The sequence below is a fragment of the Streptosporangium sp. NPDC001681 genome, from assembly GCF_040298085.1.
Taxonomy (GTDB): Bacteria; Actinomycetota; Actinomycetes; order Streptosporangiales; family Streptosporangiaceae; genus Streptosporangium.
Genome location: NZ_JBEOZN010000010.1, coordinates 119,822 through 134,277 on the forward strand (window position 1 = coordinate 119,822; position 14,456 = coordinate 134,277).

13 protein-coding genes are annotated in these 14,456 nt (G+C 70.5%); 10 read left to right on the forward strand and 3 right to left on the reverse strand.

The genetic code is table 11. From position 1 onward, the window contains the following. Positions 1-91 precede the first annotated feature (91 nt). From ABT130_RS07075 to ABT130_RS07105, 7 genes are all read left to right on the forward strand, one after another. The gene (locus tag ABT130_RS07075; protein ID WP_350953545.1) at positions 92-1,132 is read left to right on the forward strand and encodes an LLM class F420-dependent oxidoreductase; all 1,041 of its coding nucleotides are present in this window, start codon (positions 92-94) and stop codon (positions 1,130-1,132) included. A gap of 123 nt (positions 1,133-1,255) precedes the next feature. After that, positions 1,256-2,323: a M24 family metallopeptidase gene (locus ABT130_RS07080; protein ID WP_350924501.1), complete on the forward strand. Its 1,068-nt coding sequence runs from the start codon at positions 1,256-1,258 to the stop codon at positions 2,321-2,323. A 26-nt stretch (positions 2,324-2,349) separates the two neighbouring features. Continuing rightward, positions 2,350-2,910 carry an elongation factor P gene (gene efp / locus ABT130_RS07085; RefSeq protein ID WP_343979490.1) on the forward strand — a complete coding sequence of 187 codons (561 nt, stop codon included), beginning with the start codon at positions 2,350-2,352 and terminating at the stop codon, positions 2,908-2,910. Continuing rightward, a complete protein-coding gene (gene nusB / locus ABT130_RS07090; protein ID WP_350953547.1) occupies positions 2,910-3,320 on the forward strand; it encodes a transcription antitermination factor NusB in 411 nt (136 codons plus the stop codon). The genes efp and nusB overlap by 1 nt, the downstream gene beginning before the upstream one ends. Positions 3,321-3,605: 285 nt before the next feature. Beyond that, positions 3,606-4,364 (forward strand): class I SAM-dependent methyltransferase, encoded by a 759-nt coding sequence (locus tag ABT130_RS07095; RefSeq protein ID WP_350924505.1) that lies wholly within the window; start codon positions 3,606-3,608, stop codon positions 4,362-4,364. Positions 4,365-4,419: 55 nt separating this feature from the next. Further along, on the forward strand, positions 4,420-5,640 hold the full coding sequence (gene dinB / locus ABT130_RS07100) for a DNA polymerase IV (protein WP_350953556.1): 1,221 nt from the start codon (positions 4,420-4,422) through the stop codon (positions 5,638-5,640). A gap of 147 nt (positions 5,641-5,787) precedes the next feature. Further along, on the forward strand, positions 5,788-6,189 hold the full coding sequence (locus tag ABT130_RS07105; protein WP_030909878.1) for an SCO2097 family morphological protein: 402 nt from the start codon (positions 5,788-5,790) through the stop codon (positions 6,187-6,189). 109 nt (positions 6,190-6,298) lie between these two features. Here the strand turns inward: ABT130_RS07105 and ABT130_RS07110 are convergent, their stop codons facing one another. From ABT130_RS07110 to ABT130_RS07120, 3 genes are read right to left on the reverse strand one after another with little or no spacing between them, the layout of a single operon-like run. Further along, positions 6,299-8,713 (reverse strand): transglutaminase TgpA family protein, encoded by a 2,415-nt coding sequence (locus tag ABT130_RS07110; RefSeq protein ID WP_350953548.1) that lies wholly within the window; start codon positions 8,711-8,713, stop codon positions 6,299-6,301. Beyond that, entirely contained in the window at positions 8,710-9,966 is a 1,257-nt protein-coding gene (locus tag ABT130_RS07115) for a DUF58 domain-containing protein (RefSeq protein ID WP_350924509.1), read from the reverse strand. The genes ABT130_RS07110 and ABT130_RS07115 overlap by 4 nt, the downstream gene beginning before the upstream one ends. Continuing rightward, entirely contained in the window at positions 9,963-10,940 is a 978-nt protein-coding gene (locus ABT130_RS07120; RefSeq protein WP_350924511.1) for an AAA family ATPase, read from the reverse strand. The genes ABT130_RS07115 and ABT130_RS07120 overlap by 4 nt, the downstream gene beginning before the upstream one ends. A gap of 491 nt (positions 10,941-11,431) precedes the next feature. Here ABT130_RS07120 and mraZ point away from each other — a divergent pair, with 491 nt between their 5' ends. The 3 genes from mraZ to ABT130_RS07135 all read left to right on the forward strand — a co-directional run bounded on the left by mraZ (position 11,432) and on the right by ABT130_RS07135 (position 13,584). Next, positions 11,432-11,863, forward strand: coding sequence for a division/cell wall cluster transcriptional repressor MraZ (gene mraZ / locus ABT130_RS07125; protein ID WP_350924513.1), 432 nt, complete (start codon positions 11,432-11,434; stop codon positions 11,861-11,863). 226 nt (positions 11,864-12,089) lie between these two features. Then, the gene (rsmH, locus tag ABT130_RS07130) at positions 12,090-13,082 is read left to right on the forward strand and encodes a 16S rRNA (cytosine(1402)-N(4))-methyltransferase RsmH (RefSeq protein WP_350953550.1); all 993 of its coding nucleotides are present in this window, start codon (positions 12,090-12,092) and stop codon (positions 13,080-13,082) included. Positions 13,083-13,140: 58 nt separating this feature from the next. After that, the gene (locus ABT130_RS07135; protein WP_350924517.1) at positions 13,141-13,584 is read left to right on the forward strand and encodes a hypothetical protein; all 444 of its coding nucleotides are present in this window, start codon (positions 13,141-13,143) and stop codon (positions 13,582-13,584) included. The last annotated feature ends 872 nt before the right edge of the window (positions 13,585-14,456 follow it).

The window sequence follows — 14,456 nt, forward strand, 5'->3', positions numbered from 1 at the left end:
TTGGTGCTTCGACGGTGAGTCGATAGCCTTTACAGCCAAGGCAACGGAACAACATTCGGTTTCGTCGGCGCTGCGGAAGGACGATCTCACGATGCGTATCGGTATGGCCCTGAGCTACTCGGGAGGCTTCAAGGAGACGGTGGCCGAACTGGCCGACTACGAGAAGGCCGGTCTCGACATCGTCTTCGTCGCCGAGGCATACAGTTTCGACGCGGTCAGCCAGCTGGGCTACATCGCGGCCAAGACCGAGAGGCTGCAGATCGCCTCCGGCATCCTGCCGATCTACTCCCGCACCCCCGCCCTGCTGGCCATGACCGCGGCGGGCCTGGACTACGTCTCCGACGGCCGCTTCACCCTCGGCCTGGGGGCCTCGGGACCGCAGGTCATCGAGGGCTTCCACGGTGTCCCGTACCACGCCCCGCTCGGACGCACCCGCGAGGTCATCGAGATCTGCCGCCAGGTGTGGCGGCGTGAGCGCCTGAACTACGAGGGCAGGCACTACACCGTCCCGCTCCCCGCGGACCAGGGGACCGGTCTCGGCAAGCCGCTGAAGCTCATCAACCACCCGCTCCGTGACCGCATCCCCGTCGTGATCGCCGCCATCGGCCCCAAGAACGTCGAGCTGGCCGCCGAGCTGGCCGAGGGCTGGGAGCCGATCTTCTACATGCCGGAGAAGGCCGCCGAGGTGTGGGGGGCCTCCCTGGCGGCGGGCCGGGCCAAGCGGGACCCGGCGCTGGGAGAGCTGGACGTGATCGCCCAGGCGTCGCTGGCCATCGGCGACGACGTCTCGGGCTGGCTGGAGCTGGGCCGCCCGATGGCCGCCCTCTACATCGGCGGGATGGGGGCCAAGGGCAGGAACTTCTACAACGACCTCGCCCGCAGGTACGGCTACGAGAAGGAGGCCGAGCAGATCCAGAACCTCTACCTGGAGGGAAAGAAGGACGAGGCCGCCGCGCTCGTTCCGCGGGAGATGCTGGAGAAGATGTCGCTGATCGGCCCGGAGGGGCACGTCAGGGAGCGCCTGCAGGCGATGCGCGAGTCGGGTGTCACGACCATCAACGTCGCCCCGCTGGGACGCACCCACGCAGAGCGCCTGCGGCTCATCGAGAAGGTCAGGGAACTCGCCTCCTGACCCGCCGCGCGGGAGACCGGGAGCCGGTGGGCGTGCGATCGGCGGATTCCGGTTCCGGGAGGGGGCCGGCGAGATCGGGCCAAGGGGACGACATTGGTCAAATCGGCCAATAGCATGCGTGCCATGACCGTCATCCACGTACGGCGCCGTGAGAACCTCGCGGCCCTTCTCCCCGCTCACGAGGCGGACGCGATCCTGGTCACCGGCGGCGTGAACGTGCGCTACCTGACCGGCCTGGCCAGCTCCAACGCGGCGGTCCTGGTCCGGGCCGACGCCGGCGCCACGCTGGCCACCGACTCCCGCTACATCGGGGCCGCCCGGCGGCTGTGCGCCGACATCGAGGTGGTCGAGGAACTCGACGTCGCCGGGGCGCTGCTGCCGGAGAGCGGCCGGACGGGCATCGAGGCCGACCACATGTCCGTCGCCACCTACTTCCGGCTGGGCGGCGACCGGCTCCGCCTGTCGAAACTGGTGGAGTCGGTGCGCATGGTCAAGGACGACGCCGAGATCGATCTCATCCGCACCGCGTGCGAGCTCACGGACCGGGCCTTCGCCGAGGTCCTGCCCGAACTGCGTCCGGGGCTGACCGAGAAGGAGGTGGCCAGGGCGCTGGAGCGCCGGATGGTCGAGCTGGGCGCGGACGGGCTCGCCTTCGACACGATCGTCGCGAGCGGGCCCAACGGCGCGATCCCGCACCACTCGCCCTCGGACCGGCCGCTGGAGCGCGGAGACCTGGTCACCATGGACTTCGGGGCGCTGTACCGGGGCTACCACGCCGACATGACCAGAACCGTGGCGATCGGCGAGCCCGCCGGCTGGCAGCGCGAGCTGTACGACCTGGTCCGCGCCTCCCAGCGGGCCGGCCGCCGGGCCGTGCGGACCGGTGCGGCGCTCCACGAGGTGGACGCCGCGGCCCGCGACCTGATCGCCGAGGCGGGATACGGGGAGTTCTTCAAGCACGGTCTCGGCCACGGAGTCGGGCTGGAGATCCACGAGATGCCGTTCCTGTCTCCGCGAAAGCCAGAGCCTGACCACGAGCACGCTAGAATAGAGGACCGAGTTCCGGTCACGGTTGAACCTGGGGTATATCTTCCCGGCAGGGGCGGTGTCCGCATCGAGGACACGCTCGTGGCGCGTGATGGCGGGCCGGAACTTCTCACCCGGACGACCAAAGAGCTGCTCGTCCTCTAAGAGCGGCCGTACGCAGGAGAGAACTAGTGGCGACGACGAACGACCTCAAGAACGGCCTGGTGCTCAAGCTCGACGGCGGTGAGCTCTGGGCTGTCGTGGAGTTCCAGCACGTCAAGCCCGGCAAGGGCGGCGCGTTCGTCCGCACCAAGCTCAAGAACGTGCTATCGGGCAAGGTCGTCGACAAGACCTTCAACGCGGGTGTCAAGGTCGAGGTGGCCAACGTCGACAAGCGCGAGATGCAGTTCTCGTACATGGACGGCGACGACTACGTCTTCATGGACACCGAGACCTACGACATGCTCCATGTCTCCAGGGTCGCGGTCGGCGACTCGGCCAACTACCTGCTGGAGAACATGCTGGCCACTGTGGCGATCAACGAGGGCAACGTCCTCTACGTCGACCTGCCCGCGGCCGTCGAGCTGATCGTCGCCGAGACCGAGCCCGGCCTCCAGGGTGACCGCTCCACCGGTGGCACCAAGCCCGCCAAGCTGGAGACCGGTGCCGAGATCAAGGTGCCGCTGTTCATCACCACCGGCGAGAAGGTCAAGGTCGACACCCGCACCGGCGATTATCTCGGCCGCGCCTGATGTCGGCACGGGGTAAGGCGCGCAGGCGCGCGCTGGACATCCTCTTCGAGGCGGAGGCACGGAGCAAGGACCCGCTCAGCGTTCTCGCCGAGCGCCTGGAGCGGGCCGAGCCGCCCGTGAACGAATACACCGCGACGATCGTCGAAGGCGTGTGCAGGCACCGGACGCGCATCGACGAGCTGATCACCGCCTACGCCGACGGCTGGACGCTCGACCGCATGCCCGCGGTCGACCGCAACCTCCTGCGTGGCGGCACCTACGAGCTGCTGTGGATGCCCGACGTCCCCGAGGGCGTCGTCATCAGTGAGTGGGTCAGCCTGGCCTCCGAGCTGTCGACCGACGAGTCGCCACAGTTCGTCAACGGCCTGATGGCCAGGTTCAAGCAGCTCAAGCCGTCGCTGACGCTCTAGCCGCGCCCCGCGGGGAGCCGACCTCCGTCTCCCCGCCTCGGCGCACGTCCCCACGGCTCCTCATCCACTCGCACACCCCCGCGGCCCGGACGGGCACTCATCCGGCACCTCCCCCGGACGCCCCCCTTTCCCGCGGATCCGGCCGCCTTCCCCCGGGCACGCCGGCCGGACCCGTCCGCACGGGGAAAAAGACTCGATCAATTACGAGTATGGATAGTCCTTGGGCCGCGCCGGGGGACGCGCGGCGTAGGCTGGGCTCGTCACGTATGAGGAGGCGATCTGAAGTTGCACGCCGTAGGCATCTCACGGCACGCAGGCACCCCGGCGGTCCGCACCGCGGTCGTATGGGACGTCCTGAGCGCCGTGCTGGCCGAACGGGTGGCCGCGACGGGCCGTGACCGGCTCGACATCGTCGACGCCGGGGGCGGCACGGGTGGTTTCGCCGTTCCCCTGGCCGACCTGGGCCACGCCGTGACGGTCGTCGACCCCAGCCCCGACTCGCTCGCCGCGCTGGAGCGCCGCGCGGCGGAGGCGGGGGTGGAGGTGCGCGCCCTGCAGGGTGACGCCGCGGATCTGGGGGAGCTGCTCCCGAGCGGTGGCACCGACCTGGTGCTCTGCCACAGCGTGCTGGAGTACGTGGAGGATCCGGTCGGCGCGGTGACGGCCATGGCCGGCCTGCTGCGCGAGGGCGGCGTGATCAGCGTGCTCGCGGCGAACCCGCTCGCCGCCGCGCTGCATCGGGCCTTCGCCGGACGCTTCGACGAGGCCCGCCAGGTCCTGGACGACCCCGAGGGTCGCTGGGGCGACCGCGACCCCACTCCCAGGCGCTTCACCCGTGAGGCACTGGAGCGGCTTCTCGCCGTGACCGGCTTCGCGCCCGGCGAGGTGCACGGTGTGCGGATCTTCGCCGACCTGGTGCCCAGCAGGCTGCTCGACGGCGAACCCGGAGCCGCACGCGCCCTGGTCGACCTGGAGCAGGCGGCGGCGGCGCACCCGGTTCTCCGTGACATCGCGACCCAACTGCATGTGCTTGGCCACCGGTGAGCACCACATCGAACGCGTGTTCCCGTAGAATGGCGTCGTGTCGAGAAAGCAGCAGATGCCGCGTCCGGAATCGGATCTGGGGACGGACGACACCGGCTGCCCGATCCTCCATGTCGACATGGACGCCTTCTACGCGGGTGTCGAGCTGCGCGAGCGCCCCGAGCTCCGCGGAACCCCCGTCATCATCGGCGCGCCCGGCGCGCGCGGGGTGGTGCTCAGCGCCACCTACGAGGCCCGGAGGTTCGGGGTGCACTCGGCCATGCCCATGACCCGGGCCCGACGGCTCTGCCCTCACGCGGTGATCATCCCGCCGAGCCGCGGCAAGTACGCGGAGGTCTCCCGGCGTGTCATGGAGATCTTCCAAACCTTCACCCCCGAGGTCGAGCCGATAGCCTCCGATGAGGCGTTCCTGGACGTCGGCGGGGCACGCAAGCGCCTCGGCCCCCCGGCGGAGATCGCCCGGATGATCCGTGAACAGGTCGTGCGCGAGCAGGGCGTCACCTGCTCCGTGGGAGTCGCCAACAGTAAGTTCGTGGCAAAGCTCGCCTCGCGCCACTGCAAGCCGGACGGACTGTTCGTGGTTCCCGCCGACAGGGTGGTCGACTTCCTGCACCCGCTCCCGGTGGCGGCGCTGTGGGGTGTCGGGGAGCGCACCGAGCGGTCACTGGCCCGGCTCGGCATCAAGACGGTCGGCGATCTCGCCAGGGTCCCGGTGGACACGCTCCGGCGCGAGCTGGGGCAGGCGGCGGGCGAGCACCTCGCGGCGCTCGCCTGGGGGCGTGACGAGCGCCCCGTGACCCCGCACGTTCCCGACAAGAGCATCGGCGCGGAAGAGACATTCGCCACAGACATCGCAGACCCCGTGGAGATCCGCAGGGAGCTTCTCCGGCTCTCCGAGCGGGTCGCGGCCAGACTCAGGCAGGGGGGCAGCGTCGGCCGCACGGTCAGCGTCAAGCTCCGCCGCGCCGACTTCACCACCCTGTCCCGCTCCCGGAGCCTGCGCGAGCCCACAGACGTGGCCAAGATCCTGTACGACGTCGCCTGCGCCCTCTACACCGCCTCCGGTCTGGAGAACGTCCAGCTGAGGCTGGTCGGAGTCCGGGTGGAGAACCTCAGCCCGGCCGACGGGGCGAGCAGGCAGCTCGGCCTCGGAGAGCGTGAGACGGGCTGGCGGGAAGCCGAGCAGGCGATGGACAGGGCCGCCCGCAGATTCGGTCACAATGCGGTGCTCCCGGCCTCCCTTGTTCGCCCGCCGTTTGATGGAATAGATCCATGACGCGGCCTCCGGTTTGGACTACGTTGGACGTTTTCTTTCGTCTACGTCTACAGCCTCGTATTCTGGGGATAACCGACCGCGAGGTTCGGACACCCCGTGTCGTCCGTCACCGTCTTCCCCGTCCTGGGGCTGTCCTTGGGAGGCGCCGTGCCGCTCTCTGAGCACGAGCAGCGCTTGCTCGACCAGATCGAGCAGGCACTCTACGCCGAGGACCCGAAGTGGGCCAATACCGTCAGGATCAGTGATCCGCGCAGCCACTACAGGCGCCGCCTGGTGAAGGCCTCCATCGGCTTCATCCTGGGTGTCGTCCTGCTGATGGTCGGCGTTGTGATCATCAACATCCCGCTCGGCGTCGGCGGTTTCGTGGTCATGCTCGCCGCGTGTCTGTGGGGTCTGTCCAGCTGGAAGCGGATGAACGGGTTCGGTGAGGCCGGCGCGGCCGTACCGTCCGATCAGCCGCGAGGCAAGGGGGGACGCCGCAGTGGCTCCCGCCAGAGCTTCATGGAACGCATGGAGGAGCGCTGGCGCCGTCGTAACGACGAGCACTAGCCGCCGGGCTCGCCGCCGTTCGCGGCGGCGGATCTCCTCCCCGCCCCCCTGACGACGAGGGCCGCTCCCGACTGGAAGCGGCCCCGGCCATCCGGTCGATCCGCCCTGCTCAGGCGCCCTTCCCGGCCGGCCTGCGGAGCCGGATGTTCTCCAGCCGGTCGAAGCCGTCCAGCACCCGCCCGCCGAGCCCCCGCATCCGCAGGAGCGTGGAGGGCGGCAGCAGCACAGCCCTGATCCGCCTGCCACGGGTCACGGTGGCGGCCAGCGCCCGCCGCACACTTCGCAGGTCCGCACGGAGCGTGCCGGTCTCACCCGGGGTCCTGGCGTAGAGCGTCCGCTCCACCGCCGAGGTGATCCTCCCCAGCGCGGCGGCGGCCTCCGGTTCGAACCCGTACTGCTCCGTCAGCCGCCTGGCCAGCGCGCGCGGGCTCTCACTCGGCTGCCGTGACATTCCGTAGTCGCACAGAGCGTCATCGAGTTCGGCCCAGGACGCCCGCACCGCCGACTCCCGCCGCATGATCCTGAGTGCCGTGGCGTCGCTCGGATCCTCGCCGTCGGGATCCCTGACCTGCCGGGTGTGGTACCTGCCGCGGCGGGCCCGCAGCTGCCAGCGGATCATCGCCGGAATCAGCGCGACCAGCAGCGCGATCACGACTCCGATGCCGATTCGCGCGGCCGGCGGCATGCCCTCGTCCAGTGCGATCGGCAGGCCGCCGGAGTCGAGGTCGAGTGTCCGGTCACGGCGGCCGGCCGCCGCCCCGCCGGTGGGGTCGGAGTCGCCGGGGTCCGCCGACGGGGCCGTGATCGGCTCGTCGGGGGTGGCCGACGTCACCTCGGGCCGGGTGTAGGAGGGCACCGTCGCGCTGCCCTGGCCCGCCCCGCCCGTCGGTGTGGGTTCGAAACGGAGCCATCCGGTGCCCTCGAAGTACAGCTCGGGCCAGGCGTGCGAGTCGTGGGTGCGCACCTGCCACTGTCCGGACAGGTTGCCGCCTCCGGTGTAGCCGATGGCGACCCGGGAGGGGATGCCCAGGACGCGCGCCAGCACCGCCATGGAGGCGGCGAACTGCTCGCAGTAGCCGGTCCTGTTGCGGATCAGGAACTCCGTCAGCGCCGGGCCGTCGTGCCCCTGAGTGGACAGGTCGTAGGTGAACCCGCCCTTTTCCGTGAAGAACTCCTGCAGCTGGATCGCCTGCTCGTACTGGCTGGAGTCGCGCTTGGTCACCCGGGTGGCCAGTTCCCTGATCTCCTCGGGAAGGCTCTCCGGCAGTGCCAGGTACCGTTCCTTGATCGCCGGGGCCGCCGGATCCGCTGCCCTGAGCTTCTCCGCCGTGGGCTCGGGCTCGGCGGTGACCACCTGGTAGGTCAGGCCCTCGGCGGTGTTCCTGGTGGAGAAGACCATGAGCGTGTCGCGGTCGGGCCGCCAGTCGCCCTCCACCGTGACCCTGGACGCGGGGTAGGGCAGTGGCAGGAAGCTCAGCCTCCTGACCTGCTCGCTCACCGTGATGTCGAGGGTCGCCGTCGTGACGGGCACGTCCACGCCCTGGCCGGGGGGTGGTGGCATGGGTGAGTCGGAGGTCCGGTCCTCGGGGCGGCCCCTGGGCTCCGACATCGTCCACTGCTCGCCGTCGAAGACGTCGAGGGAGTACATCCGCAGGTAGCGCGCCGCACCGTCGCTGGCCGTGTAGGTCAGCACCGTGGAGTTCTCCGGCAGCGACAGCTGGCCGCGCAGGTTGACGATGGGGTTCGGGATGCTGATCGAGTTGCCGCCACCCTTGCCGTTGCCCACCCCGAACGAGAACAGCGGGTTGGGCTCCAGCGGAGGGAGCAGCAAGGGCAGCAGGACGGCCAGCACGATCGCGGTGAAACCGATGCGCCTGCCGGACAGCCGTAGCGTCCCGGCATCGGAGGAGGGCCGCGTGACGGTGAAGGAGGACGTCCGGCGCACCAGCACCGCCCGGCCCCAGTGGCTGACCCGCTCCCGTCCGTCGGCGACGAGCACGCCGAGATAGCCCAGGGCACCGACGATGAACGCCGGCCAGCTGATCGGCTCGGCGACCACCGCCGCCGGGACGGTGAACAGCGCCAGCAGCGGCAGCCCGGTGAGGGCCGCCCTGCGCAGCCGCGCGGCCAGCAGGTCGACGGTGATCGCGATCAGGCCGACGCCGCCGCAGGTGAGCAGGACGATTCCGTCGCTGTCCGGCACGGGGGCGGCGAACCGCTGGATGTCGGCGAAGCCCGTCGCCAGCAGCTCGGCCAGTGCCAGGACCGACTCCTTCGTGGGCACCACCCTCGCCCATGCCTCGTCGCCGGCGAACACCGCGGTCAGGTAGATCCAGACCGTGAGCACCTGGGCGGGCGGCACCAGCCAGCCGGGCAGCCTGTAGTGGCCGGCCAGCACGCCGATCCCGGTCACGACCAGGATCGCGCCGAGGCTGGTCCAGAACCAGGCGCCGCCCTGGAAGAGGGGATAGAGCGCGATCGCGACCGCTCCCGTGGCCACGCCCGACGCGATGGGAAGTCTCATGCGTTGCCCCTGCTCGCCAAGGATCGCCCGCGCTGCGCGGCGTCCTGCCACACGCTCGCGACGGAGGCGCCGGCGGCCAGTCGCACGACGCGCCAGCCCGTCCCCGTCAACACCGCCCGCGCCGCCTGGAAGTCCTCGTTCTCGCCGAGTTCGGGATGCTCCCATCCCGCCACGTCCAGCATCACGGCCACGCCGGTCATGTTGCCGTGCCTGACCCTGGCCAGTTCCTGGGCCTGGTCGAGGTCCATCTTGCCGAGCACGGCCACGATCAGCCCGTCGCCGCCGCCCTGGCGCAGCGCGCCGACGCCGTACTCCAGCGACCGTGCCGGGCTGGCCCGTACCACGGCCAGGGTGTCCAGCAGCGACAGGCTCAGCCCGCTGTCGGTGAGGTGCTCGGCCCCCTGGTCGGTGACCAGGCGCAGGCCGAGACCCTCATGGGCCAGGTGCACGCCGATGGAGGCGGCGGCCGAGACCGCGGTCTCGAACGACGAGCGCGGGCCCTCACCCCGATGGGCGTACCGCCGGGTGTCCAGCAGCAGCGCGCCTCTGCTCTGCCACTGCTGCTCCTCGCGCCGGACCATCAGCTCGCCGTGCCTGGCGGTCGAGCGCCAGTGCACCCGCCGCAGGTCGTCGCCCTGCCGGTACTCGCGCGGGGCGACGTCGTCGTCCCCCGCCGCCGCGACGCTTCTGGTACGGCTGTCACCGCCGCCCGTCCACTCGCCGACCAGACGGACGTGGGGCAGCGCCACCACCTGGGGCGTCACCATCAGCGTGTCGCTGATGGTGAACGACCTGGTCAGCTCGACCAGGCCGAAGGGATCGCTGATCCGGATGGAGAGCGGGCCGATGGTGAAGCGGCCGCGCAGGTCGGAGCGGACCCGGTAGTCGATCTCCCGGATACCCTGCGGCTCCACCCGGTCCAGTACGAACCTGGGCCGGGCGCCGAGGGCGTAGGGAACGGTGTCCTCGACCATCAGCAGACCGGTCGGCAGCCGGGTGACGTTCTCCAGCCGCAGCGTCACGGTGGCCTCGCTGCCCACCTCGGCCCTGGGCGGATCCAGACGCCGCGCGCAGCTCAGCCGGTAGCGGGTGCGGGCGACCACCATGGCCGCCAGCAGCGGCAGCGAGACGATCAGCACGCCGATCCTGAGCAGGTCGTGCTCGCCGAGGAGGAAGGCGCACAGCAGCGCCGCGACGCCGGACGCGATGAAGGACCGGCCGCGGGCGGTGAGCGCCTTGAGGCCGGAGGTCACCGGGCCTGGGCCTCGGGAACGGGAACCCGGCGGACCAGGTCGGCGATCACCTGCTCGGGCGGGCGGCGCTGCCCCTGAGCCTCGATGCTGGGCAGCAGCCGGTGCGCCAGCACGGGGATGGACAGCTCCTGCAGGTCGTCGGGAATGACGTAGTCGCGGCCGGCGAGCGCCGCGTGCGCCCGCGAGGCCCTGACCAGTTGCAGGGTCGAGCGAGGAGAGGCGCCCAGCCTCAGGTCGGGGGACTGGCGGGTGGCGGTCACCAGGTCGATCGCGTACTTCTTGATCGGCTGGGAGACGTAGACCCCGCGCACCGCCTCGATCAGCGCCCGCACCTCTTCGGTGGTGGCCACCGGCTCCAGCTTGTCCAGCGGGGAGGCGGCGCCGTGCACGTCGAGCATCTCCAGCTCCGCGGAGGGGGCCGGGTAGCCCATCGCGATCCTGGCGGTGAACCGGTCGCGCTGAGCCTCGGGCAGGGGGTAGGTGCCCTCCATCTCGATCGGGTTCTGTGTCGCGATCACCATGAAGGGGGAGTCCAGCCGGTAGGTCGCCCCGTCGACCGTGACCTGCTGCTCCTCCATGCACTCCAGCAGCGCCGACTGGGTCTTCGGGGAGGCACGGTTGATCTCGTCGCCCACCACGATGTTGGCGAAGACCGGGCCCGGCTTGAACTCGAACTCCCTGGTCTGCTGGTTGTAGGCGCTCACCCCGGTGATGTCGCTCGGCAACAGGTCGGGGGTGAACTGCACGCGGCGCACCGGGCAGTCGATGGAGCGCGCCAATGCCTTGGCGAGCATGGTCTTGCCGACTCCGGGCACGTCCTCGATGAGCAGGTGGCCCTCGGCGAGTAGTACGGTCAAGGTCAGGCGGATGACGTCACTTTTGCCTTCGATCACCGATTCGATCGACTGGCGGATCCGGTGCGCGGTGACAACAAGATCATCGAGCTGAGGTGAGACGTCATGAGTTACTGCCACCAGGCCTCCATGAGGATGCGGCGGTTGTGCGCCGGGGGTTGCCGTTGCGGAATCTTTGCGATCCCGTTACTCATTCTGTTTACGACCCTACGGCGCCGCGCGTTCCAACGGCGACCTTATGCGGTCATCAAGGATGATTTCGGGTGATCAGCCACAGTGTGCGCCATGATCGTCGCGTTCCTGTGCGAGTGACGTGCCGATCCTGTGACGGGCATGGTGCTGTTTCACCTTCCATCATTCTTCACCGCCTTACAGTCCATTTCATGATCTTTGGACTATTCGGCAATCTTCCCGACACGCCCATGACGTATGACGGGCCGCTTACCCCCTCCACTCCGCACCACCCCATTTGAACTGGGGAAATGTCGACGAAACCTGCCGTGAAGAGGCGCGGAATCAGTTGACGGTGGAGAGAAGTGGAGTATGGTGGTGCGCAGTGGAGGGCAAGGCCGCGACGCCTGGTTCGCCGCTGGGCACGGGAGGTGGAGCCGATGTTCCTCGGCACTCACCACCCGCGTCTCGATGAGAAGGGACGGCTGTTCCTGCCGGCGAAGTACCGTGAGGAGCTGGCGGAGGGTCTGGTGATCACCAAAGGCCAGGAGCGTTGCCTCTACGTCTTTCCCGTAGAGGAGTTCCAGCGCATAACCGAGGCTCTGCGCAACGCGCCGGTGACCGCCAAGGCGGTCCGTGACTACAGTCGTGTCCTCTTCGCCAGTGCATCCGACGAGGTCGCCGACAAGCAGGGACGGATCACCGTTCCGCAGGCTCTGCGCGAATACGCCAGCCTGCGCCGTGACTGCGTGGTCATCGGAGCCAACACCCGGCTGGAGATCTGGGACGCGCACGCCTGGAGCGCCTATCTGGCCGACCAAGAGCAGGCTTTCGCCGATCTGTCGGAGGAGGTGCTGCCAGGGATTTTGTGACTCCACGGTCGACTCATCGGTAAAACGTCGTTCGGCGAGGTCTCCACCCGCAACCACCTGCCCGTCAGCTGATGCACCTTCCCCGGTGTCAGGTGACGGACGGATACGCGGGTGCGGATGGGGACCTGGCCGGACGGCCCCGGGGGTGGGGGCCAGTTTCAAGACACCGGTGAGCGTCCGCCGCGCGTCCGTGGGACGGGGCGGGAAATAAGGAGGGTTGCGCTTCATGCGCGCCGAGAACCACAGCCATGATCTCCAGGCGCCGGGGGGGCACGTCCCGGTCATGCTCGACCGGGTGCTGGAGTTGCTCGCTCCGGCGCTGGCCCGCCCCGCCCCGGTGCTCGTCGACGCCAACCTCGGACTCGGCGGCCATGCCGAGGCGCTGCTCGCCGCGCACCCCTCGCTCCACCTGATCGGGATCGACCGCGACCCCACCGCCATCGAGCGCTCCACGGCCAGGCTCGCGCCGTACGCGAACCGGATCACGCTGGTGCGCGCGGTCTCCGACGAGCTCTCCGAGGTGCTGGCCGGCGCCGGCCACCCCCGGGTCGACGCGGCCCTGTTCGACCTGGGGGTCTCCTCCCCGCAACTGGACGAGGCCGAGCGTGGTTTCGCCTACTCCTACGACGCGCCGCTGGACATGCGGATGGACCGTGACGAGGAGCTCACGGCCGAGATCGTGGTCAACACCTATCCGGCCGCCGAGCTGATCCGGATCCTGCGGGATTACGGAGAAGAACGATTCGCCCCGCGTGTCGCGCATCTAATCCTCAAGGAAAGGGCCAGGGAGGCCATAACGTCTACCAAGCGGCTTGCGGAGATCGTCCGGACGGCGATCCCCGCCGCTACGCGCAGGACCGGGGGCAACCCCGCTAAAAGGACTTTTCAGGCGTTGCGGATCGAGGTGAACGCGGAGTTGACGGCGCTGGAACGCGCGCTCCCAGCCGCGCTCGACGCATTGACGCTGGGCGGGCGCGTCGTCGTGCTCGCGTACCACTCCCTCGAGGACCGGCTGACAAAGCAGGTCATCACCGCGCGGACCAGGGACACCGGCCCTGTTGGCCTCCCTGTCCCGCTGCCGGCTCACCAGCCGCGGTTCGCGCTCCTGACGAGGGGAGCCGAGCTTCCGAGCGAAGAGGAGGTGGCCCGCAACCCGCGGGCGGCCTCTGCCCGGTGTCGGGCGGCAGAGAGGATCCGTGAGGCAGTTGACGAGGAGTGAGACAGACGTCCGACGTGCCGCGCCCAGCCGTGCCGTGCCCGGTCGCGGCGCGCGTCCCGTGCGTGTCCCCCGCGCGATGCCGCAGGGGCGTCGCAGCGGTCCGGTCAGGCCCGTCTCCGGTCCGGCCGCGCCGGCCCAGGCGGCTCCCGCGGCCCGTCGCGCGCGGGCGCCGAGGGCTCCCTTCCTGCTGCTCGTGGTCGGCCTGCTCTGCGGCGGCCTGGTCAGCCTGCTGCTGCTGAACGCCGTGCTCGCCAAGGACTCCTTCCGGGCCAACGGGCTGCGCAAGGAGATCAGCGGGCTGCGCATCGAGAAAGAGGCGAAGCAGAGCGAGAACATGCGCAGGGAGATGCCCGACGCGGTCGCGAAGAACAACGAGTACCAGGGGCTTGGGCCCGACTGGGACACCGCGCGCGTCATCACTCCCGACAAACCCGCCAGCAGGGCCGCCAGCGACGGTCAGACGCCCGCAGGGCAGGAGCGAGTGCCGGGCACGGGCCGGTGAGAGAGAGCGGCGGACGAGGGCCCGGACAGGGCCGCGGCGGCTCCTCGGGCGGATCGGCGGGAAACTCCGGCCGCCGGTCTCCCGGCGGCCCCGGCCGGACGGGCAGTCCCGGCGGAGCCTCGGATGTCCCCGGCAAGCCCGGTTCCGGCGGCACCGGGCCTTCCGGTGCTCCCGGTGTCCCCGACAGCCCCGGCGGGCCCGCCTCCCCGGGCAGGCCCCCGGCGTCCGGCAGGTCCGGCTCGTCGAGATCGTCTGGTTCCCCTGGTGCCGGCCGTGCGGGTTCCGCCGGCCGGGGGCAGGGCGCCGACGGGCCGGGTAGGCCCGGTTCCTCGGGCAGGTCGTCCGGTTCCGGTCGCACGGGCTCTTCGGGCAGACCGTCCAGCACGGGCTCCGGCCGGGCGGGCTCTCCGGCCAGGGGACAGGGCGACGAGAAGGCGTCCGGTGCGGCCAGGGGGCGACCCTCCGCCGAAGGACCCGGTAAAGGCCAGGGGGCAGGGCGGACCGGCAGGTCGGGCTCCGCCGCGAGGCCGTCCACCTCCGGCGGTCCCGGCAGGACGGGCTCGCCCGGCAGGCCGGCGGCCTCGGAGGGCACCGGCAGACCTGGCAGATCCGATAAATCTGATAAATCCGATAAATCCGGTAGGCCCACCAGATCCGGCTCTCCGGCGAGGCCGCCGGCCGCGGGCGCGTCCGGCAGATCCGGCTCTCCGGGGCGGCAGGGTGCCACCGGCAGGCAGGGGGCCGGCGCGAGGCCGCCCGTCCCCGGCGCGCCCGGCCGGCCGGGCGCGCGTCCGGGCCGGGGCGCCGCCGGCTTCGAGGTGCACCGCGCGCTCGGCACCCCCCCGGGCGGCGTCCACAACGAGTTCACCGGC